The sequence below is a fragment of the Caldisericaceae bacterium genome (assembly GCA_036574215.1).
Lineage (GTDB): Bacteria > Caldisericota > Caldisericia > Caldisericales > Caldisericaceae > Caldisericum.
The window spans coordinates 1-20,086 of the sequence record JAINCR010000092.1; the positions used below are offsets into that span (position 1 = coordinate 1).

Consider the following 20,086-nt stretch of genomic DNA (forward strand, 5'->3'; position numbering starts at 1 on the left):
TTCCAGAAGGAGTCCAGATGGCAATGCCAGGTGATAACGTAGACATGACAGTTGAACTCATATACCCAGTTGCTCTTGAAGAAACCCAGAGATTTGCTATCCGTGAAGGTGGAAGAACAGTAGGTGCTGGAGTTATTACAAAGGTTATTGAATAGAGAGGGTTTTGATAACAATGAGAGATATTATCTTACTTGAGTGCACAGAATGTAAAAGAAGGAATTACGCAACTACAATAAATAAGAAAGAAAACAAGGAAAAATTACAATTGAAAAAGTATTGTAAGTTTTGTAAAAAACATACTTTACATAAGGAGGTAAAGGCATAGGCTCGTAGCTCAATTGGTAGAGCAACGGTCTCCAAAACCGTAGGTTGGGGGTTCGATTCCCTCCGGGCCTGCCAGTAGAAATGAAAGACAAGGCAAACGTTAAAACAGTTAAAACAACTACACCGACAACAATAAAACTTCCAAAAACCTCTTTTAAAGATTTTTTAAAGGGTGTATGGGTTGAATTAAGGCATAAGGTTAAATGGCCTACTAGAAAAGAACTTCTACAGGATTCTATCGTTGTAATTGGTTTTCTTGTTTTCTGGACAGCATATATCGGAATGTGGGATTTTGGTTTTGCACAACTTTTGAGGTTAATTTTGAAATAATATGGATGAAAATGTTAAAGTTCCTCATTGGTATCTTGTGCATACTTACTCTGGAAAAGAGCAGAAGGTTATTGAGGAACTGAAAAACCGTATTCGTGGATATGGTTTAGAGGATAAAATTTTAGAAATTCTTCTGCCTTCTGATTACTATAGCTTTATCGATAAGAGGGGCAAAAGAAAAATTAAACCTGTTAAAGTTTTTCCTGGTTATATATTTGTAAAGATGATTTTAACAGATGAATCTTGGTATGTTGTAAGAAATACACCTGGCGTTTTGGGTTTTGTAGGTCCTACAGGTAAGCCTACTCCTATTTCTGAAGAAGAAATTGAAAAAATTGTAAAAGAAAGGGTAACTGAAGAAAGAGCAAAGGAAAAACTCCATTTTGACGTAAATGATAGAGTAAAGATTTTAGTAGGACCTTTCAAAGATATGGAAGGTGTTGTTGAATCAATTGATGAATCCAAAGGCATTGCAAGAGTTGTTTTAAAAATGTTTGGAAGAGAAATGCCTGTCGAATTGCAAAGCGAACATATTCAGAAAGTATGAGGTGAGTTTGTATGGCAAAGAAAAAAAAGTTAATAGGTATTGCAAAACTTCAGCTTGAAGCAGGTAAGGCAACACCAGCACCTCCTGTAGGCACTGCATTAGGTCCTAAGGGAATAAACATAATGGATTTTTGTAAAAGGTTTAATGCAGCAACGCAGTCAATGGAGGGCAATGTTATTCCTGTTATAATAAATGTGTATGAGGACAAAAGTTTCGATTTTGTCCTTAAAACTCCACCTGCTTCCTTTTTAATCAAAAAGGCTATTAAGATTGAGAAAGGTTCGTCAGAACCTAATAAGAAGAAAGTTGGCACTATAAAAAGGTCGCAATTATTGGAAATTGCAAAATTAAAACTTAAAGACCTTAACACCACAGATCTCAATGCAGCAGCACGAATAATAGAAGGCACTGCAAAAAATATGGGTGTTACCGTAATTGAAGGATAGGAAGGTTTGTGGGAGACTTAGGTCGTTAACCACAAGGAGGTTTACGTGAAAAGAGGAAAAAGGTATTTAGAGTTATTGAAGAAAGTTGACAAAGCAAAGGCTTATTCCATTGATGAAGCAATTAATACTGTGGTAAATTTAAAAAGTGCAAAATTCGATGAAACTGTTGAAGTTACCTATGCATTGAATGTTGATCCTAAACAAGCTGATCAGAACATTAGAGGAGTTATTACCCTTCCTCATGGCACTGGTAAAAGTGTAAGAGTGCTTGTTTTTGCAACAGCCGATAAGGCTCAAGAGGCTAAAGATGCTAATGCTGATTATGTAGGTGGGGAAGATCTAATCCAGAAAATTGAAAAAGAAGGTTTTTTGGATTTTGATGTTGCACTTGCTACCCCCGATATGATGAGACCACTCGGAAGAATTGCTAAAATATTAGGTCCAAGGAAACTTATGCCAAGTCCAAAATCTGGCACTGTAACGATGGATATCTACAATGCTGTAAAAGAGTTTAAGGCCGGTAAAATTGAATTTAGGGTTGATAAAACAGGAGTATTACATTCGGTGATTGGAAAATCGTCTTTTACTCCTGACCAATTGAAAGAAAATTTGTTAGCTTTTAATTCCGCAGTTGTTAAATCTAGACCTGCTTCAGTTCGTGGCCAGTTTATTAAGAAGGTTTACCTTTCACTTACAATGTCACCTGCAATTAAGGTGAATGTAAACGAGCTTTTGAAGGCTTAGTTATTTTTAATAAATAAACCAAAGACAGTTGGTGGGATTTAATCCCTTAAATTTGCCAACCGAGGTTAAAAAGAAAGTTGCATGTTACCTCTTTACCCCGGTTGGCAATCAACCGGGTTTTTAATTTGAAGGAGGCTTTATGAAGCGCGAGGAAAAAAGAAAGATCCTTGATGAAATTAAAGAGCAGCTTGCAAAAATTAATAGCGCTACCGTAATGTTTGTTGATTTTAAAAGTATTAAGGCAAATGAAATTGCTTCTCTAAGAAAGAGCTTTAAAAGTGGTGAAGCCTATATTTACTATAGAGTTGTTAAAAACAATCTTTTAAAGCTTGCATGCAAAGAATTGGGTATTTCTGTTGGCGACAATGTCTTCAAGGGTAATGTCGCTCTTGTTATTTCTTCTATTGATTCAACTGAACTTGCAAAGAAATTTGTAGAAGCAAAAGCGGCAGATGAGACTCCACTTTTTGAATTAAAAGGAGGTTTTGTTGAAGGTAAGTATCTTGCAGGTAAAGAACTTGTTGAGCTTTCAAAACTTCCACCAAAACCTGTTATTGTTGGAAAATTACTCTATCTTATAAATTCACCAATTCAAAGACTTGTAACAGTGCTTTCAAAACCAGAGAGAGATTTGGTTACTGTTTTAAACCAAATTAAAGATAAAAAAGAAAGTTTAGCAGCATAAATTATTTTAGGAGGTTTACCATGACTAAAGAAGAAATTATTGAAGCAATTGAAAAAATGAGTGTATTAGAGCTTTCAGAGTTAGTAAAAGCTCTCGAAGAGAAGTTTGGTGTAACAGCAGCAGTTCCAATGGCAGCAATGCCAATGGGTGGGGCAGCTCCACAAGCAGCACAAGAAGAAAAGACAGAATTTGATGTAGTTCTTGTTGGTTTTGACGCCCAAAAGAAGATCAATGTTATTAAAATTGTAAGAGAGAATCTTGGATTAGGGCTTAAAGAGTCAAAGGATCTAGTTGAAGCAGCAGAAAAAGAGCCACAGAAGATTAAAGAAGCTCTTCCAAAGAAAGATGCAGAAGAATTAAAGAAGAAGTTCGAAGAAGCAGGAGCAAAGATCGAGTTAAAGTAGTTGTTTTTTAAAGATTAACTTATAGAGGCCCAGTTATCTTGGGCCTTTATAAGTTTAAAATAGTAAAAAAGGAGATTTTTCTTTTTTGGATAGTATAACATCAATTGTTAAATTGCATTGGTCGAGTTTTTCTTTTAATGCCTCTTTAAAGAATTTTTCAGTTTCAAAGTGCTCTACATCTAAAGTTGTAATGCCTTTTTCTAAAATATTAATAGCAGTATGGTAATTAATATCTCCTGTTATAAATAAGTCAACATCTTCTGGGATTGAATCTATAAGAGAACTACATCCACCTGTGCATACTGCAATCTTATTAATTTCTTTATTTATATCTCCTATTACTCTTACGTATTTTGTGTATGTAAGGCGTTTAAACGTTTCTATAAATTCTTTTAAATGAATTGGTCGATCTATAATTGAAATTGCTCCAATCCCGTAGTTCTTATGAAAAATAGTTTTGAATACATCTATCGCAGGCTCTTCGTATGGATGGGCATTTTTTAATTCAGTAAGTGCCTTATTTAGGTCTCTTTCTCTTACGACAACCTCTACCTTAAATTCATTTACATGTTCTTCTTTGTTTTGGGTTCCTATAAATGGATTGGTGCCTTCAAGTGGTCGAAAAGTGCCTAATCCCTTACTAACAAAGGAACACCTGTCGTATTTTCCTATGTGCCCGCAATTTGCCTCAAATAAAGCGTTTCTAACATTTTCTACGTATTCTTCAGGCACAAAGGTAACGATTTTATAAACGTTTTCCTTACTTTCAATGATGGGTTTAATTTTTTTAAGACCAAGAATTTTTAAAAAATAGTCGTTGAGACCTTCTTCTGCCAAATCAAAATTTGTGTGAAAACTAATAATGTTTATACTGTTGGTAATAGCCTCAAATAAAGCTGGGTTTTTCTTTTTTTCAATTGATTTTATTGGTTTAAACATGACGGGGTGATGGGTAATCATTGTATTAGCAAGATTTTCTTTTGCTTCTAAAACTGTGTCTTGTGTTAGATCGGTTGCCAAAAGTATCTTCGTTATCTCAGAATCCCAGTCTCCAAACTGTAAACCAGAATTGTCGTATTCCTCCTGGAGGAAAAACGGCGCTATTTCATTCAATATAGAATATAATTCTTTAAGCTTCATAACCCCAAATCTACGCTTATGCCTTTTAAAGCTTCAAGAGAAAGTATGAAGAATTCATCTAGCGAGATCCCTAATTCATTTTCACATGCTTTTATCTGCTCTCTATCTGCACCAGCTGCAAAACTTTTCTCTTTGAATTTTTTCTTCATTGAGCTTAATTCAACTGAGGCCAATTTTTTGTCTGGGCGAACTAATGCTACTGCTATGATAAAACCTGTAATAGGATCGCTTACCCATAAGGCTTTATCAAGGAGACTAATTCTTTCAACTCCATGTCTTTCATTGTGTGCAAGCACAGCGTGGACTATATCTTCCTCAAAACCAAGATTCTTAAGGGTTTCTGCTCCAATTTTACTATGTAATTCTGGGTTATCCTTTGTTTGCTCGTAATCAATGTCGTGCAATAATCCAGCAATGCCCCATTTATCTTCATCTTCGTTAAACTTTTTTGCCAAGGCTCTCATAATAGCTTCAGTTGCAAGCATGTGTTTTATGAGATTCTCATCGTGTACGTGCTCTTTAAGCAATTTAAAACTTTCCTCTCTTGTAAGCATGTTATTCTGTAAACCCCCTATCTAAAAATTGTATAATCTAAGAAATTAAAAATACTGTCTCTATTTTCAAGGAATGTTAAAAATTGTTCGTCTATGTTGTCATTAACAATTTCATTGTAAAGTTTGTTAAATGCGTTAATATGAAAATTTTCTCTTTCAGTTGCGTAGTTTATTGCAGTCCCAACTGTAATAAGAAACGCCCAATCTGAACTTTCCGCAAGAAGTAGTTCTCTTGCAAGCATATTTAAAGCCCTTCTTTGTAGATCATTTTTAGGTTTGTCAATTTTATTTGCAATCTCAATCATCTTTTTTCCGATTATGTACAGATTTGAGTATATCCAATCGTTATTGTCATTCAACCAAACCTTGAAATATCCTCCATCTCCCCAAGAAGATATGGCTGGTTCAGCAACTTGGTAGGTATCATATTCCTCAAGATATTTTGACAGTGTTGTTGTTTTTATTACAGATGAGTATTTATCAATTTTTCTAAAGAGTTCACTTAAAAACTCTGGACCTTCAAACCACCAATGACCGAAAAGCTCGGTATCAAACGGTGCAACGATAATAGGTTTTCTGTCCATAATGCTAGAAAGATATTCAATTTGTTTTTCTCTGTTAAACATGTAGTTTCCTGCATGGATCTCAACCATTTCCATTGCTTTTTTTCTATCGTATAATTCTTTTTCATGAAGTCTGACTTTTCCCGTGATTTTATGAATTTTTATTCCTGAATCAAATCTCAATAAATCAGGGTGTATGTATTTTTTCACTAATTTTTCATTTATATCATAGACTATATCTTTGTAAAATTCTCTGTAGTTAAAATCTCCTGGGTATCCTTCCTGCGCACTCCAAACTTGTTTTGATGCCTCGGGGTCTCTTCCAAAAAATGCAACAGTTGATTTGCTTACAATTGGTGCTGATATCCCATAGAATGCCTTTGGTTTTGCAAAAATTAGTCCATGCGCATCAAGAATGGTGTATTCTATTCCATATTTTGCAAGAATTTCATCTACAGGTGGGGCATATGCACATTCACCAAGCCAAATACCTTTTGGGTTTTTCCCAAATATGTTTTTGTAGTTTAAAATACCAACTTCTACTTGCACTTCTTTGATTTTATCGTGCACTTCAAGGGGAAGAATCTCATGAGTTGCAGTGCAGGTAATAATTTCTAAAAATCCTTGGTCTTGTAGTTCCTTAAAGCCATTTAGGACATTTCCTTTAAGAGTGTTCTTATAGAAATTGTATAGGATTTCAAATCTATCCTTATAAAAAAGTAAGTTTTCTTTTTCTTTTCCGTTTTTTTCCTTCAAAAGGTCTTTAATTAGATTAATTCTTAAGTTTACAAATCTTTCAAATCTAAGCATTAATAGTTTGTCAAGGAGCATATTTGTAAGAGGAGGCGTTAGAGACATCGTAAGATGAAAATTAACTCCTTCGTCTCTTAATTTATAGAAGTTATAAAGCAAAGGAAGGTAGCTTTCAACGATAGCTTCGTAAAGCCAGTTTTCCTCCATAAAAAATTCTTCTTCTGGATGTTTTACAAAAGGTAAGTGTGTATGCAAAACTATCGCAAGATAGCCTTTCATTTCTCTTCCTTCCCGAACCTTAGGTATTTTAACTCTTTTCTTGTTTTTTCTTCTTGTTCTATATATTTGTTCATCTCTTCTTGCTTAATTTTTCCTTCTCTTGCCTTTTTAAGAGAAGCCAAGTTTTTAAAAGTGGATGTTCCAAAAGTTTGTTTAGAAGTTGGAACTAATACTTTGTTTGAGTCTAATAACTTTTCAAATTTTCCTTTTTTATCTATTATTCCTAATTCTACCTTCACTTCTTTGTCTTCTTCTACCTTAAAGTAGCTTTTCCCCTCTTTTAAATTAACGGGAATAGAAAATTTTTCAATATCATTTTCTAAAACTCTAATTACTCCTTCGCCAACTTTTTCTGTTTCCCAGTTTACAAATACGTATTCCGGTTCTTTTGCAAGAGCAATGATATGCTCTTCATTTGTTTTTTTAACTTTCTTTTTAAGTTCGTCTTCTAATTTTTTAATTTCTTCAATTGCTTTTCTTGTATTTTTAATAGCTTTAATTAATTCCTCTTTTTTCATATTAGTTCTTTTCTTAATACCTAAAACTTTTGCAAGATTTAAAAGTTCTTTTCTTGTTAGTTTATTTAAGTTTTCAGTTTTTTTCATACATTACTCTCCTCTCCATAAAATTTTTTGGAAAAAGTAAAATCCCTTTCGATAACGACAATATTTGTTTGTGTAACGTAGAAGTATTTTTTATCAAAGTCAGGATTATAGCCAATTTTTATATTGTCAGGAATATTTACATTTTTGTCGATTATTGCTTTTTTAATCTTTACATTCTTGCCAATTCGAACTCCTGGGAAAATAATAGAATCTTCTATTTCGCTTCCTGCTTTTACTTTTACATTATAGAACAATACGGAGTTTTTTACCTGAGCACCACTTATAATTGAACCTTCACCTATTATTGAATTCTCGACTTTACTTTCAATAAGTTCTCCATTCTCATACGCTTCTGTGATTTTACAAGGAGGAAATTGTCTAGAATTAGTGTAAATTGGCCAGCTTCTATCAAACAAATCAATTTTAGGATTCGCCGAAAGGATATCCATATTTGCAAGATAAAAAGCATTTATAGTTCCAACATCTTGCCAATAACCAAAACTACCATCTTTGTTAATAAATTTGTGCGCGTATACGTTGTAACCATGATGTATTGCATATGGAATTATGTCTTTCCCAAAATCATGTGAAGATGTTTTAACTTCTGCATCGTGTATGAGTAGTTCTACAAGAACTTCTGGTTTAAAAACATAAATGCCCATTGAGGCAAGGCATTTGTTAGGGTTGTCCTTTAGCACTGGTGGATCTTTTGGTTTTTCTTTAAAGTTGGTTATTTTTCCGTTTGAATTTGCTTCAATTATCCCAAAGCTACTTGATAGTTCTTTGTCTATCACCAAGGCTGAGAGCGTTATATCCGCATTGTTTTCAATGTGTGTTTTAATGAGATCTCTATAATCCATTTTGTATATATGGTCTGAAGAAAGCACTAAAACAATTTTTGGTTTTTCTTGCTCAATAAAGTAAAGATTTTGAAAAACCGCATCTCCCGTTCCCAAATACCATTTTTCTCCTGCAATTTGTTGGGGAGGGACATCAACTATGTACTCATTAAAACGGACGTTAAGAAAATTCCACCCGAGGGCAATGTGTCTTCTCAATGACCAGGCTTTGTATTGTGTTGCGACAGCAATTCTTTTAATTCCTGAGTTTACGCAATTACTTAGAACAAAATCAATTATTCTGAATTTTCCACCAAAAGGCACAGCAGGTTTTGCTCTTTTCTTTGTAAGAGGATAAAGCCTTTCCCCTTTTCCACCTGCAAGAACATACGCAAAAACATCTTTTTCTATTTGCATATATACCCCTTTTTAATTATTAATTATAATTACTTTTTTAAAATAGTGTATCTTTTTCTTTTATGTTGAGGTATTCTTTTGCGGATTGCGTTAGCATTCTCCCTTTTGGTGTTCGAACAATGAAGTTGATCTTTATAAGGTATGGCTCCACGATTTCTTCTATTGTGCCTTTATCTTCTCCCATTGAAGTTGCGATTGCTTCTATTCCTGCGGGTCCACTGTTAAAATTTTTAAATAGAGTTTTTAAATACTTTCTATCTATTTCATTTAGGCCGTTTTTATCTATATTAAGGCTTTCGAACGCCTTGAGTGTTATTTCTTTATCAATTTTTTTGTTACCTTGTGTTAGTGAAAAGTCTCTTACCCTTTTTAAAAGTTGTATTGCAATTCTTGGAGTTCCTCTTGCTCTTAAACCTATTTCATAGGCACTTTCTTCATCTATATCAATTTCAAGTATGGAAGATGCTCTTAAAACTATTTTTTTAATTTCTTCCTCTGAATAAAGTTCAAGATGGAAAATAATCCCAAATCGATCTCTTAATGGTGGGGAAAGCATTCCAAAACGTGTTGTTGCCCCTATTAATGTAAAAGGTTGCAAGTTAATTGTGATTGTATGGGCACTTCTTTTTGATCCTGATACAATTGGTAATTTAAAATCTTCCATTGCAGAGTATAAAACTTCTTCTACAGGTTTTGGAATTCTATGAATCTCATCAATGAAGAGTATATCATTTGGGGTCATGTTTACAAGAATACCAGCAAGGTCACCTACTTTTTCAATTGATGGTCCTGTTGTATATTTAAGAGATACACCAATCTCATCTGCAATAATTTTAGCAAGTGTAGTTTTGCCTAAACCAGGTGGTCCATAAAAGAGGATATGGTCCAAATGGTCGTCCCTTGTTTTCGATGCCTGTATCGCTATTTTTAAACTATTGATTATTTTATCTTGCCCTATAAATTCCTCTAAGGATTTTGGTCTAATATTCTTATGCATTTGTCAGCTTTTTAATTGCCTCTTTTGTAATATCTTCTATAGACCGATTTGCATCTATAATTTTAAGAACATCTTTTATCTTTTCTTTTTCAAAACCAAGAGATACAAGCGAATCATAAACTGTTTTTAATTTTTCATCCAGTGGACTTTCATCTTTTAGGGCACCACTTAGCTCTAAAACTATTCTTTTTGCTGTTTTTTCTCCAAGTCCTTTTACTTTTAGAAAAGGTTTATAGTCACTTTCTTTTATGGATTTTTTAATTTCTTCGATATTCATATAGTGGAAAATGCTAATTGCAGTTTTAACTCCTACACCTTTAATTTTTTCAACAATGAGTGAAAACAAATCAAATTCCTCTTTGCTTACAAACCCAAAAAGATTAAATTCTTTCTCTTTTATATCTTCGAAAATGTAAAGTGTGTAAGTTTTTCCAATTACGTATTTATCTACATCGTTAACAAATATTTCAAATCCAATATTGTTTACTTCCAAAATAATTGAACTGTCCCCTTTTTCCATTATTGTGCCTTTAAGAAGTCTAATCATCTTCTGCCTCTACAAGATAATTATAAGAATAAATGTGGCATAATGCAATTGCAATTGCATCTGCTGCATCATCAGGTTTTGGAATCTTTTCTAAGTTTAGGATTTGTTTTAAGGATATTTGTATCTCCTGTTTGGTTGCTCTACCATTACCTAAAATATTTTTCTTAGCTTCAAGCGGTGTATACTCGTAAACTTTTTTACCGTATTCTTCTGCGGCTAAAAGAATAATTCCTCTTGCTTCACTAACACTTACAACCGTTTTTAGGTTTGTATTAAAAAATATTTTTTCTATTGCAACAAAATCAATAGGGTATTCCTCTAAAATATTTTTAATAGATAAGTAAATAATCTTAAGGCGCTCACCTAAATGAGTACCTTTAGTAGTCTCAATTGTTCCGTATTTTAATACTGTAATGTTATCCTTATCTTTTTTAAGAATTGCAAAGCCTGTTGTTGCAATACCTGGGTCGATGCCAATGACCGAAAAAGGAGTATCTCTATGAGCCAATTTTTTCAGCTATTTCTTTAAGTTCTTCTTCGTCAATATCGTAATTTGTAAAGTAGTCTTGCACGTCGTCGTGGTTTTCGAGCTCATCTGATAATTTGACTACTCTTATTGCATCGTCTCCGGTTACTTTTACAAGAGTTTTTGGGACCATAACAAGTCCTGCTTCTTTTATCTTGAACCCTTTTTCTTCAAGCGCAGTTTGCACTTTGTCAAGTTCCTGTGCTGCTGTATAAATGGTAAAGGCACCATCTTCTTCTTTAAGGTCTTCTGCTCCTACGTCAGCTATGACCATAAAAAGATCATCAAAACTTAAACCTTGGGCATCTTCCAATTCTATTTGCCCTTTTGTTTCAAAGTTCCATGATACAGCGCCATTTTCTGCAAGTCCTCCACCGTAGTTAGAGAAGATTTTTCTTAGTTCTGCAATTGTTCTGTTTTTATTGTCTGTTGAAATTTTAATTATAAAGGCAGTCCCCCCTGGCCCGTATGCTTCGTAGGTATATTCTTCGTATGAAACACCAGGAAGTTCTCCAGTTCCTCTCATGATCGCCTTTTTGATGTTGTCCATCGGCATACCAAGGCTTTTTGCCTTTTCAATTGCATTTCTCAATCTTGCATTGGTATCAGGGTTTCCCCCACCAGCTCTTGCTGCAATAATGATTTCCTTGGTTAATTTTGTGAATAATCTACCTCTCTTAGCATCTTGAACACTTTTTCTTGCCTGAATATTATGCCATTTAGAATGTCCTGACATTGTTACCTCCTAAATTTTAGATTTGTTAATGTATTCTATAAACATTTTGTGTATTCTTGGATCTTTTCCTAACTCTGGATGAAAGGCCGATGCAAAAATATTATTTTGCCTAACAAACACTGCACCTTCTTCAACTTCTGCAAGAGAAATCACATCCTTTCCAAGATCTTTTGCAACAGGGGCTCTTATAAAGATTGCATGGAAAGGAGTGTCTAAATCTTTTACCTCTAAGTCGATCTCCATACTATCTGTTTGTCTTCCGAAGGCATTTCTTACAACTGTTATATCTAAAACATCTAATGAAGGCTGCTCGTAATTTTCAATTCTTTTAGCTAAAAGTATCATCCCAGCACATGTTCCATATACGGGAAGTCCATTTTCAATTTTTTCCTTTAAAACTTCATCAAGACTAAACTTTGTTATAATCCTTCCCATAGTGGTGCTTTCGCCACCAGGTATAATCAAGCCGTCAATGTTATCAAAATCTTTTTTACTTTTTACAGGAATTGCATCAACCCCAAGGGTTTTAAGCATACTTATATGTTCTGATACTGCTCCTTGTAAAGCTAAAACTCCTATTTTCATGTTATTCACTCCTTACCTGCATTAAATCTTTTTCCGAAAGATCTCTAATGTCTAAACCTTTCATTTCTTCTCCAAGATCTTCTGAAACTTTTACAAGAATTTTTGGATCATCAAAATACGTTGTTGCTGCTACAATCGCTTCGGCTCTTTTTCTTGGATTGGATGATTTAAATATTCCAGAACCAACAAATACACCATCAGCACCTAACTGCATCATAAGGGCTGCATCAGCAGGAGTTGCAATTCCACCTGCAGCAAAGTTAACTACAGGTAATCTTCCAAGTTGTTTTACTTCCCTAACAAGTTCAATTGGGGCACCTATTTCTTTTGCTTCTACGTAAAGTTCTTCTTCGCTCATATTTTGAATTTTTCTAATTTCATCCATTACTAATCTCATATGTCTAACTGCTTCAACAATATTTCCTGTTCCTGGCTCACCTTTAGTTCTTATCATTGAGGCTCCTTCTGAGATTCTTCTTAAGGCCTCTCCTAAGTTCCTTGCACCACATACAAATGGGATCTTGAAGTTCCATTTGTCAATATGGTGTGTTTCGTCTGCTGGTGTGAGCACCTCGCTTTCGTCTATGAAGTCAATTTCCAGTGCTTCAAGTATTTGTGCCTCAACGAAATGACCAATTCTCACTTTTGCCATAACAGGTATTGAAACTGCTTTCATTATTTGCTTAACAAGTGCTGGGTCTGCCATTCTTGCAACCCCACCTTGTGCTCTTATATCTGCGGGGATTTTCTCTAATGCCATTACAGCCACTGCACCAGCGGCTTCAGCGATTTTTGCTTGCTCAACGGAGGTAACATCCATTATTACCCCGCCTTTTAGCATTTGAGCAAGACCTCTTTTCAGTTGGGTACTCCCAAAAATCCTCACCATTTTTATACCTCCCTAACCTTTATATTGTATATTTTTTTTGTAAAAAATCAATACAATTTATTGTTGCATGTAATTCATTAGAATAGTGAATTCCTTTTAACTCTTTAAAATTTTATTTTCATCATCTGAAAGTGCTTTTATTAGGATCTTTACACTTTTTTAAATGATAAAATTTTAAGAAAAAGTTTATTCTTGTTAAATTAATCATGAACTTTTAAAGATATCTTAAATCTTAATTGATTAATACAAAACTTTTTATTAAGTGATCTTACTTAGATACCTCAAGATCTATTGTAAATATATTGAATTTTTAAAATCTACTACTCAGCAGTTTACAATCCTATCTTTAAATTATGCTTTACTTTTATATACTATGTTTGGGGGAGTTGAGGAGGACGTCTCTTCAATATCCCCCAAAGTCCTTTATTTATGCCTTATTATTATATCCTACTTCATCTGCAATTTGTTTAGCAATTCTATTGACATCGCTATCATCAAAATCAAGAGTAGGAATTTTCTTAACATTCATTTCTGTTATCGTGTATTCGTAGTCAATTTTTATTCCTTTTTGTTCCATAATTTTTGAGGCACATTTGTTTGAGCAACCGTTTATTAAAATGACACGCTTTGCATTTTTGCCTATGTTTACATGGGTGGGAGATCCAGCTCCTACTGCAGCCGTGCAACACATACGAGCACCTACCCCCATGTTAGTAAGCTTTTTTGCAACTTCATTACCAATTTGTCCAACACTTGCAGCGCCATCGCAAGCAAAAATAATGTCAAGGTTGGAAGCTTCTTTGCCACAAGACGGTAGTAAGTTCCAATTTTTGTTTTCTGTAACTTCGTTTTTTTCTTTTGCATTTTCTTCTTGCATGCTAACCTCCTAAGTTAATTTTTCCATAATTTTATTAGTTGACTTATTTTTTTGTTAACTTTAAAGTGTTGTCTTATTAAAGAAAGTTCTTTTCCAAACAGTTAGAAAACTCAATTAGTCTTATTTTTTTCAATTTCCTCTTTCCAATTTTGATTCTGAATTTTAGCAATACATTTATTATCTTTTCTCAAGTTAACTCTCAACTTGAGAAGTTCTCGTTCCTTTTTTATATAATCATCTGGAATGGATTGGATTGCTTTGAAAAGCAGTTTTAAAAAATCTTCTTCAGGCTCAATAGGAGAATAAAGAATGCCTTTTCCTACTCGCCTTATCTTAACAAGATTTGCTACCTTAAATTCTTTAAGATATTTGGATATGTTATACTGCGACTCTCCTAATGCATCTGTAAGTTCACATACGTAAAATTCACTATTTTCTTTTATTATAAGAGAGATTAATTTAAATCTTTTTTCATCCGCAATGGCCTTTAATATAGTTTCGTATCTAATCATATGCCAATTATAGCATATGTTATAAAAAAAGTCAATACTATATTATTGGGTTTATTATCCCAAAAAGAGAAAGCGTTTTAATGAGTAGATACGTAAAAAGTAGCAAAAAAATTATTCCAGTAAAGAGCTTTATTGTTGCAATATTTTTTCTAAACCAAATAGTAATTCTTTCTGAAGTTGCACCTTTATAAGCAACAAGCGTAATAACTACTAAAGGGATAACGAACATAAGGTTATATAGGATAAGATAAACAAGTGCTTTTGTTTTCGAGTTTTCCATACTAAAAATATAGACGATTGTTGGTAGATACGTTTGCCCCGTGCATGAGAATTCAACAATTGAAACAGGAAAAGCAACAAGAAATGCAGATAAGAACTCAATCGTGGTTATACGTTTTCTTAATAGCGTATGGATTGACTTTTTTTCTGCGTAAGAGAGTTGAAGAGTCATATCTTTTGTATTTCCATTTTTTGCTTTAAAGTAGTCTGAGAATGTTAAAACAACAAGTATAAACGTTATTAGAGCTGTGCAAAGATAAACCCAGCGTGATATAAAGTCAAAATATTTCCACTTAGCAATTATTTGAAAAAGCCCAATACCAAGTATAAGATATGAGATTCCAATACCAAGTATAAAAGAGATTCCCACTAAGAGCATTTCTTTTTTGGACTTTCCTTTTAAGGCTAGAAGTGATATGAAGAATATTAGAACGGTAATAGCACATGGATTGTAACCGTCTATTAAGCCAGCGCCAATTACAGTTAATACCCCAAATTTCTTAAACATCTCTACAAGTTGTGAATTTTCTGTATTTTCTTGGAGTGCTTTTTCAAGAAAGGCGTTTTCCTCTGGATTGAAATTTTCTATAACTTTGTCTAAATTGTGAAAAGCCTCTTCACGAACAAAAGCTTTTTTGCCTATAAATACTGCAGGGGTTACATTAATTTGATTTTCTTCAAGTCCGTATTTTTTACCAAGTTGAGAAAGAAGTTCTTTATTCTTGTTTTCTGCAACTGAGTATTCAATTATTTCTATTTTTGGATAGACTTCTTTTAAACTCTCAAGATAATTACGGGTAAGTGCACACTCGGAACATCCAGGGGTAGAAAAGAATACAATTTTTACATTGGTATTAGCGTTTACTTTTGTAAATGGTAAAATGAATAATAAAACAAAGATTAGTATAAAAAACTTTTTCATAGTAGTTTACATTCTATTTTAAAATCGTAATTGATTTTGTTTTTTCATCCCAATTTACTTTATAACCAAACGCTTCACTTATGAATCTCAGAGGAACAAAAGTTCTAGAATCAATAATTGACGGTGAGGTTTCAATCTCGTATTCAACTCCATTAATTAATGCTGTTTTCTTGCCTATGGTAAGTAAAATTGTTTTAGAGGAGTTTTTTATAATTACAGTTTTTGTTCTTTCGTCCCAACTTACATCAAATCCTAAAAATTCAGAAATAAATCTTATAGGCACGAGAGTTCTACCGCTATTTTTATCAATAAAAGGCGCAACATCCATGGTGTAAGAATTATTATTAACTATGATTTCCTTTTTTCCAATTGTCAAAACAATTTTTGTAGAAGATGGCGTATAATAGACGATTAGTTTCTTTTCGACACTTGTTTTTGTAAATGGATAAATAGCCACTATATTAACAGGTTGTAAGGAATTATTAGTTTTTGGTATGTATTCAAAATTAAATTCTCCATTCTCATTAACTTGAACTTTTTCATTATTTACATAAACATCACAATTTTGAGGAGACACACTACCTTTTACAAAGATTGCTTCTTTTTTCCATTCTTGAAAATTTACTGGGGTTTCAATATCCAAAACAGGAATTGTAGTATCAAGTATAATTTTTATTTCCTTAGTTGTTTTGTTCCCAGCTTTATCAGTTACTTTAATGATAAATTTATTCTCGCCAATTTCTAATGGAACAATTTTTGAAAATGAAAGGTCATCCTTTACATTTACCATTAATCCGTTTATGAATAGGAATGATTGTTCAGATGCCTCAGAAATTTTGCCTGAAATTACAAAAGTCGATCCTGGAGTATAGGTAATGTCATTGCAATCTAAGGAGATTACAGCTGGAGTTAGATCAATCTTGAAAATTTTAGTTTTTACATCCTCCGTAAGTGCATCTGTTTTGCTATAAAAGGATACATAATAGACCCCTTCTGATAAATTAAACGGCTTTTCATATAACTGGTATTTACCATCGTTTACTTTGTAAAATGTGGTTACTTTCTCTTGTGTGTTAGTTTCGCCTAAAAGACTTACGGTTATAGGAGTGATGAAGAAACCGTTAATTCCGTTAGGTTCAATTGGGTCTGTTTGAATTAGTGTTCGCACAAAATCCCTTTCTTTTATTTCAACTTGGGCACTTACCAAGTCAACTTCTGTATCAGTTGAAACGCTAAAAGTATAGATGCCCTTTTTCTCTGGTGTTATGATACCAAAAGAGGGATAAATTTTTATTGTAACATTTCTGTTTCTTCCAATAGAACTTGCAATTTCAAGAGCAAGTGTAGTGCTATCAATTTTTGCTTCAAGTGGAACGAGTGAATTTATAGAAATAAATTCTTTTTTTGCTATTTGCGGAAGTGTAAATTCACTTGGAAATTTGATGTAGATAAATTTTCCATTTGGAATATCACCCAAGTTGCCTGTAGTGAAATTTATAGAGATAGATGTTTTTGAGTTTGTGAATTCAGGATCTACGGAAACAGTAAGATTACTAATCTTTGTTGAAGTGATATCGAATTCGTTTGAGGCAACATGTTCTACTTCTTGAGAGGTCCAAACCTCAATTTTGTATTTACCAGGAAGATACGGATTTCTGAAGTTTGCTGATTGTGAAATAAATACTTCTACTTGGCTTCCCGCAGAGATATTCATAGGCACACGCAAGTATATTGCATTCTTGTAGTTTTCTACTATTCCTGCTCCTGATGCGTTTGTGCCGTTAATTTTAAAACAACCAGCACAATGTGCATAAGCACATGATGTGCATGGAATTGAACACTCTTTTGGAAATTGGATAAATATATAATCAACTCCTGTTTTTAATTCCTTATTGATTGTAAAAGTAATTCTATATTCTGCATAAGTATTCCTATAACTTGGGTTGATATTAACACTTACATTAGAAACAGACGTTTGTGCTTTTAGGGTAGGGATGAAACTAAAAAGCATAACTAATAAAGTTGCTAACGAAAATAATTTTTTCATAACTCCTCCTTAATGTGTTAAAAATTCTTTTATATTCTCTAAAGTATCTTTGTTTGGTTCTGCAGGTCCTCTAAAGTATAGTGTTAAATCTTTATCAACAAGGGCAATGTATGGTGAAATATTTAATTTAAGTTGCGTTGCAATCTCTCTATTGCTATCAATAACGCCAATAGTTCCTTCTGGAAGAACGTTGGTTAATTTCTCAAGAGCTTCTTTTGTATCTCCAAAAGAAAGCACTATAAATTTTACATTGGATAAGTCTTGTTGCTTAAAGATTTTACCCAACTCTGAAACACTTGATACACAAGCACCACAATTAGGATTGCCTGCGATGATCACTAACTTATAATTTTTAAATTCATCAAGGCTATACGTAGCTCCGTTTACATCTTTTAAAGAAACTGGATTAACTTTTACTCCTCTTTCTGCAAATATGTATCCGCCTCCCTGCAAGGAAGAAAATTTTTGTAATCCAAACTTCTCAATATAAAGAAGACTTAAGGCTTCTCTTACTTTGTTTTTAATAACTAACGCAGTATTACTGCTCTCTACGTTAATGCCATCTACTTGTCTAATTATTAATTCGGCATTCTTTTGCTTGTAAGATTCAAAGTATTTAACAAATTCTATCCCTAAATCAAAGTATGTGGGGTTAAATGGAGTTAAAGAAAGAACATTGAGATTAGTATCAACAATAAGTAGAATAGAAGCATTTGAAGGAATATTTTCTTTATCTATATAGTAAGAAGGATTGTCGATTATTATAATTGCTTCGTGTGCAACAACTTTTCCATTTTCGTTTTGGAGGTCTTCTGCAGTAAAACTATCGGCAAACCGTAAAGGGTCTGTAAGCACACGTGGGTTTGTTACTAATGTTTTAAGGCTCAAAGTTTTTTCCCTTACCTCCTCTTTACTGATAACCGTTGCATATTTACTTATTGTGGCTCTTTTTTGGCTTAGTCTTATTAGGAAAAAGCCTGTTAATAGTAATACAAATATTACTGAAGCAATTAAAACTTTGATAAAAAATTGCTTTCTTTTTATTTCTTCAATTTCTTTTTCTTTTTGTTTTCTAACTTTTGACTTTGCCATTTTTACGCTCCTTTCTATCCAAATTATCTTTTATCTATTTTATCACTTTTAAGTGAAAAATAAAAGCAGATTGTTTTTAAATTCACAAATATTTGCACTATTTTTTAGTTTTATTCTTAAATCATTATTCTTCTAAATGTTTTAAAGTTACAAATTTAACTTTGAGAATTTCTTTTAAAAGCATTAAAAACTGTTTATGAATTTTTTAACAAGTTCCTGGGTTTAATATCCAAGCACTCTTTGTAAAAATGTGTTTTTATTGCCTTCAATTACAAAATGACTATTATAATAAATGTACGATAGGAGGTTTATGTGATAAAAATAGAAAACCTTTTAAATTCAAAAGATCAGTCTTTAAACAATGTCCGTAAAGATATTTTAACTGGTTTTGAATTGGCTTTAGAGGCTGTTAATCCTTATAAAAGTGTAATAAATACTTTGAAAGTCGAGGGTTCTTTCTTGAATTTAGATGGTAAGAACTACGATTTAAACGCTTTTAAAAAGGTTAGAGTTATTGCTTTTGGAAAAGCAAGTATAAAAATGGCAGAAGCAATTTTATCAGTTGTTGATGTAGATGAAGGTATTGTTGTTGGGGTAGAAGAAAATAACTTTATTCATAAGGTTGTTAAGTATATAAAAGGAAGGCCTTTAACTGTTTCGGAAAAACTATAAATACTTCTAAAAATATCTTTATAATCTCATCTTTTTTATTATAATATTACAGAAAGAAGGTAAATTTTTATGATGTTTTCAATTGGAAAGTTTGCTGAAAAGATAGGAGTTACCGTTCAGACATTAAGAGATTGGGATAAATCAGGTAAACTTAAACCTGCTTATAGGAGTAAAGGTAACCATAGATATTATTCAGAAGAACAATTAAACGATGTTCTTCAAAAAAGAAATTCAAATAAGAGGATAAATATTGGATATGTAAGAGTTAGTGCAAATCACCAAAAAGATGATTTAAAAAGACAGTATGAGCTAATGGAACTCTTTTTAGCCAAACAAGGAAAAGAATTTAAAATAATAGAAGATATTGGAAGCGGAATAAATTACAACAAACCAGGGCTAAAGGAGCTCTTGAAACTTATCGCAACAAACCAGATAGATACTATTTTTGTTTTGCATAAAGATAGATTATTAAGATTTGGATATGAGCTTATTGAAGAATTTGCAAAGCTACATAATACTCAAATAGTAGTCATTAATAAAGACGAAGAAAAAACTGATGAAGAAGAACTTGTAGAAGATATTTTAAATATTATCCATGTCTTTTCTTGCAAATTAAATGGAAAAAGAAGCCATATTAACAAAAGAATAATGGACGAGCTTAAGAATGACAAGAACCTTCGAAATCCGTATTGTTGATACTAAAGATAAAAAGTTTTTGTTGAACCATATTTTCAAATACAGGCATTGGCAAAACATTCTAACGATACTTGTAGTT

Annotated in this window: 26 protein-coding genes, 1 tRNA gene and 1 other annotated feature; of the genes, 11 read left to right on the plus strand and 16 right to left on the minus strand. The window is 32.8% G+C overall.

The window, feature by feature from the left end; genetic code table 11:
* The 9 genes from tuf to rplL all read left to right on the plus strand — a co-directional run.
* The coding region (gene tuf / locus K6343_05625; protein MEF3245438.1) for an elongation factor Tu at nucleotides 1-155 on the plus strand (155 nt) is incomplete at its 5' end.
* Nucleotides 156-172: 17 nt separating this feature from the next.
* A complete protein-coding gene (gene rpmG, locus K6343_05630; GenBank protein ID MEF3245439.1) occupies nucleotides 173-325 on the plus strand; it encodes a 50S ribosomal protein L33 in 153 nt (50 codons plus the stop codon).
* A tRNA-Trp gene (locus K6343_05635) sits at nucleotides 324-399 on the plus strand. Before rpmG ends, K6343_05635 begins: the two co-directional genes overlap by 2 nt.
* Nucleotides 400-405: 6 nt before the next feature.
* Complete coding sequence (gene secE, locus K6343_05640) at nucleotides 406-654, plus strand: preprotein translocase subunit SecE (GenBank protein ID MEF3245440.1); 249 nt, start codon at nucleotides 406-408, stop codon at nucleotides 652-654.
* A gap of 1 nt (nucleotide 655) precedes the next feature.
* Entirely contained in the window at nucleotides 656-1,201 is a 546-nt protein-coding gene (nusG, locus tag K6343_05645; protein ID MEF3245441.1) for a transcription termination/antitermination protein NusG, read from the plus strand.
* A gap of 11 nt (nucleotides 1,202-1,212) precedes the next feature.
* The gene (rplK, locus tag K6343_05650) at nucleotides 1,213-1,647 is read left to right on the plus strand and encodes a 50S ribosomal protein L11 (protein ID MEF3245442.1); all 435 of its coding nucleotides are present in this window, start codon (nucleotides 1,213-1,215) and stop codon (nucleotides 1,645-1,647) included.
* A 45-nt stretch (nucleotides 1,648-1,692) separates the two neighbouring features.
* A complete protein-coding gene (gene rplA / locus K6343_05655) occupies nucleotides 1,693-2,391 on the plus strand; it encodes a 50S ribosomal protein L1 (GenBank protein MEF3245443.1) in 699 nt (232 codons plus the stop codon).
* Nucleotides 2,392-2,524: a sequence feature (ribosomal protein L10 leader region), on the plus strand. It abuts the gene before it with no gap.
* Nucleotides 2,525-2,530: 6 nt separating this feature from the next.
* Nucleotides 2,531-3,076, plus strand: a complete 546-nt coding sequence (gene rplJ / locus K6343_05660; GenBank protein MEF3245444.1) for a 50S ribosomal protein L10 — start codon at nucleotides 2,531-2,533, stop codon at nucleotides 3,074-3,076.
* 20 nt (nucleotides 3,077-3,096) lie between these two features.
* Entirely contained in the window at nucleotides 3,097-3,480 is a 384-nt protein-coding gene (gene rplL, locus K6343_05665; protein MEF3245445.1) for a 50S ribosomal protein L7/L12, read from the plus strand.
* 54 nt (nucleotides 3,481-3,534) lie between these two features.
* Here the strand turns inward: rplL and K6343_05670 are convergent, their stop codons facing one another.
* From K6343_05670 to K6343_05745, 16 genes are all read right to left on the minus strand, one after another.
* Nucleotides 3,535-4,620, minus strand: coding sequence for a Nif3-like dinuclear metal center hexameric protein (locus K6343_05670; GenBank protein ID MEF3245446.1), 1,086 nt, complete (start codon nucleotides 4,618-4,620; stop codon nucleotides 3,535-3,537).
* Nucleotides 4,617-5,174, minus strand: coding sequence for an HDIG domain-containing protein (locus K6343_05675; protein MEF3245447.1), 558 nt, complete (start codon nucleotides 5,172-5,174; stop codon nucleotides 4,617-4,619). The genes K6343_05670 and K6343_05675 overlap by 4 nt, the downstream gene beginning before the upstream one ends.
* A 17-nt stretch (nucleotides 5,175-5,191) precedes the next feature.
* Complete coding sequence (locus tag K6343_05680; protein ID MEF3245448.1) at nucleotides 5,192-6,769, minus strand: DUF1957 domain-containing protein; 1,578 nt, start codon at nucleotides 6,767-6,769, stop codon at nucleotides 5,192-5,194.
* Nucleotides 6,766-7,374 (minus strand): DUF4912 domain-containing protein, encoded by a 609-nt coding sequence (locus K6343_05685; GenBank protein ID MEF3245449.1) that lies wholly within the window; start codon nucleotides 7,372-7,374, stop codon nucleotides 6,766-6,768. Before K6343_05685 ends, K6343_05680 begins: the two co-directional genes overlap by 4 nt.
* The gene (gene glgC / locus K6343_05690; protein MEF3245450.1) at nucleotides 7,371-8,630 is read right to left on the minus strand and encodes a glucose-1-phosphate adenylyltransferase; all 1,260 of its coding nucleotides are present in this window, start codon (nucleotides 8,628-8,630) and stop codon (nucleotides 7,371-7,373) included. Before glgC ends, K6343_05685 begins: the two co-directional genes overlap by 4 nt.
* Before the next feature lie 37 nt (nucleotides 8,631-8,667).
* Nucleotides 8,668-9,627 (minus strand): Holliday junction branch migration DNA helicase RuvB, encoded by a 960-nt coding sequence (ruvB, locus tag K6343_05695; GenBank protein MEF3245451.1) that lies wholly within the window; start codon nucleotides 9,625-9,627, stop codon nucleotides 8,668-8,670.
* Nucleotides 9,620-10,174, minus strand: a complete 555-nt coding sequence (locus K6343_05700; protein ID MEF3245452.1) for a hypothetical protein — start codon at nucleotides 10,172-10,174, stop codon at nucleotides 9,620-9,622. Before K6343_05700 ends, ruvB begins: the two co-directional genes overlap by 8 nt.
* Complete coding sequence (ruvC, locus tag K6343_05705) at nucleotides 10,167-10,682, minus strand: crossover junction endodeoxyribonuclease RuvC (protein ID MEF3245453.1); 516 nt, start codon at nucleotides 10,680-10,682, stop codon at nucleotides 10,167-10,169. Before ruvC ends, K6343_05700 begins: the two co-directional genes overlap by 8 nt.
* Nucleotides 10,672-11,436 (minus strand): YebC/PmpR family DNA-binding transcriptional regulator, encoded by a 765-nt coding sequence (locus K6343_05710; protein ID MEF3245454.1) that lies wholly within the window; start codon nucleotides 11,434-11,436, stop codon nucleotides 10,672-10,674. Before K6343_05710 ends, ruvC begins: the two co-directional genes overlap by 11 nt.
* Nucleotides 11,437-11,445: 9 nt before the next feature.
* The gene (pdxT, locus tag K6343_05715; protein MEF3245455.1) at nucleotides 11,446-12,021 is read right to left on the minus strand and encodes a pyridoxal 5'-phosphate synthase glutaminase subunit PdxT; all 576 of its coding nucleotides are present in this window, start codon (nucleotides 12,019-12,021) and stop codon (nucleotides 11,446-11,448) included.
* Nucleotide 12,022: 1 nt separating this feature from the next.
* Nucleotides 12,023-12,910, minus strand: coding sequence for a pyridoxal 5'-phosphate synthase lyase subunit PdxS (pdxS, locus tag K6343_05720; GenBank protein ID MEF3245456.1), 888 nt, complete (start codon nucleotides 12,908-12,910; stop codon nucleotides 12,023-12,025).
* Between the two features lie 427 nt (nucleotides 12,911-13,337).
* A complete protein-coding gene (locus tag K6343_05725; protein MEF3245457.1) occupies nucleotides 13,338-13,787 on the minus strand; it encodes a hypothetical protein in 450 nt (149 codons plus the stop codon).
* A gap of 110 nt (nucleotides 13,788-13,897) precedes the next feature.
* Complete coding sequence (locus K6343_05730) at nucleotides 13,898-14,299, minus strand: ArsR family transcriptional regulator (protein MEF3245458.1); 402 nt, start codon at nucleotides 14,297-14,299, stop codon at nucleotides 13,898-13,900.
* A 37-nt stretch (nucleotides 14,300-14,336) separates the two neighbouring features.
* Entirely contained in the window at nucleotides 14,337-15,500 is a 1,164-nt protein-coding gene (locus K6343_05735) for a hypothetical protein (protein MEF3245459.1), read from the minus strand.
* 13 nt (nucleotides 15,501-15,513) lie between these two features.
* Entirely contained in the window at nucleotides 15,514-17,547 is a 2,034-nt protein-coding gene (locus K6343_05740) for a copper amine oxidase N-terminal domain-containing protein (GenBank protein MEF3245460.1), read from the minus strand.
* A 9-nt stretch (nucleotides 17,548-17,556) separates the two neighbouring features.
* Nucleotides 17,557-18,639, minus strand: a complete 1,083-nt coding sequence (locus K6343_05745; protein ID MEF3245461.1) for a redoxin family protein — start codon at nucleotides 18,637-18,639, stop codon at nucleotides 17,557-17,559.
* A 312-nt stretch (nucleotides 18,640-18,951) separates the two neighbouring features.
* Between K6343_05745 and K6343_05750 the strand changes: the two genes are divergently transcribed.
* The gene (locus K6343_05750; protein ID MEF3245462.1) at nucleotides 18,952-19,311 is read left to right on the plus strand and encodes a DUF4147 domain-containing protein; all 360 of its coding nucleotides are present in this window, start codon (nucleotides 18,952-18,954) and stop codon (nucleotides 19,309-19,311) included.
* 69 nt (nucleotides 19,312-19,380) lie between these two features.
* Nucleotides 19,381-20,007, plus strand: a complete 627-nt coding sequence (locus K6343_05755) for an IS607 family transposase (protein MEF3245463.1) — start codon at nucleotides 19,381-19,383, stop codon at nucleotides 20,005-20,007.
* The last annotated feature ends 79 nt before the right edge of the window (nucleotides 20,008-20,086 follow it).

Bases quoted from the DNA above. Each gene is read 5' to 3' on its own strand.
- rpmG (MEF3245439.1), top strand. From the start codon at position 173: ATGAGAGATATTATCTTACTTGAGTGCACAGAATGTAAAAGAAGGAAT.
- secE (MEF3245440.1), top strand. From the start codon at position 406: ATGAAAGACAAGGCAAACGTTAAAACAGTTAAAACAACTACACCGACA.
- nusG (MEF3245441.1), top strand. From the start codon at position 656: ATGGATGAAAATGTTAAAGTTCCTCATTGGTATCTTGTGCATACTTAC.
- rplK (MEF3245442.1), top strand. From the start codon at position 1,213: ATGGCAAAGAAAAAAAAGTTAATAGGTATTGCAAAACTTCAGCTTGAA.
- rplJ (MEF3245444.1), top strand. From the start codon at position 2,531: ATGAAGCGCGAGGAAAAAAGAAAGATCCTTGATGAAATTAAAGAGCAG.
- rplL (MEF3245445.1), top strand. From the start codon at position 3,097: ATGACTAAAGAAGAAATTATTGAAGCAATTGAAAAAATGAGTGTATTA.
- K6343_05670 (MEF3245446.1), bottom strand. From the start codon at position 4,620: ATGAAGCTTAAAGAATTATATTCTATATTGAATGAAATAGCGCCGTTT.
- K6343_05675 (MEF3245447.1), bottom strand. From the start codon at position 5,174: ATGCTTACAAGAGAGGAAAGTTTTAAATTGCTTAAAGAGCACGTACAC.
- K6343_05680 (MEF3245448.1), bottom strand. From the start codon at position 6,769: ATGAAAGGCTATCTTGCGATAGTTTTGCATACACACTTACCTTTTGTA.
- K6343_05685 (MEF3245449.1), bottom strand. From the start codon at position 7,374: ATGAAAAAAACTGAAAACTTAAATAAACTAACAAGAAAAGAACTTTTA.
- glgC (MEF3245450.1), bottom strand. From the start codon at position 8,630: ATGCAAATAGAAAAAGATGTTTTTGCGTATGTTCTTGCAGGTGGAAAA.
- ruvB (MEF3245451.1), bottom strand. From the start codon at position 9,627: ATGCATAAGAATATTAGACCAAAATCCTTAGAGGAATTTATAGGGCAA.
- K6343_05700 (MEF3245452.1), bottom strand. From the start codon at position 10,174: ATGATTAGACTTCTTAAAGGCACAATAATGGAAAAAGGGGACAGTTCA.
- K6343_05710 (MEF3245454.1), bottom strand. From the start codon at position 11,436: ATGTCAGGACATTCTAAATGGCATAATATTCAGGCAAGAAAAAGTGTT.
- pdxT (MEF3245455.1), bottom strand. From the start codon at position 12,021: ATGAAAATAGGAGTTTTAGCTTTACAAGGAGCAGTATCAGAACATATA.
- pdxS (MEF3245456.1), bottom strand. From the start codon at position 12,910: ATGGTGAGGATTTTTGGGAGTACCCAACTGAAAAGAGGTCTTGCTCAA.
- K6343_05725 (MEF3245457.1), bottom strand. From the start codon at position 13,787: ATGCAAGAAGAAAATGCAAAAGAAAAAAACGAAGTTACAGAAAACAAA.
- K6343_05730 (MEF3245458.1), bottom strand. From the start codon at position 14,299: ATGATTAGATACGAAACTATATTAAAGGCCATTGCGGATGAAAAAAGA.
- K6343_05735 (MEF3245459.1), bottom strand. From the start codon at position 15,500: ATGAAAAAGTTTTTTATACTAATCTTTGTTTTATTATTCATTTTACCA.
- K6343_05740 (MEF3245460.1), bottom strand. From the start codon at position 17,547: ATGAAAAAATTATTTTCGTTAGCAACTTTATTAGTTATGCTTTTTAGT.
- K6343_05745 (MEF3245461.1), bottom strand. From the start codon at position 18,639: ATGGCAAAGTCAAAAGTTAGAAAACAAAAAGAAAAAGAAATTGAAGAA.
- K6343_05755 (MEF3245463.1), top strand. From the start codon at position 19,381: ATGATGTTTTCAATTGGAAAGTTTGCTGAAAAGATAGGAGTTACCGTT.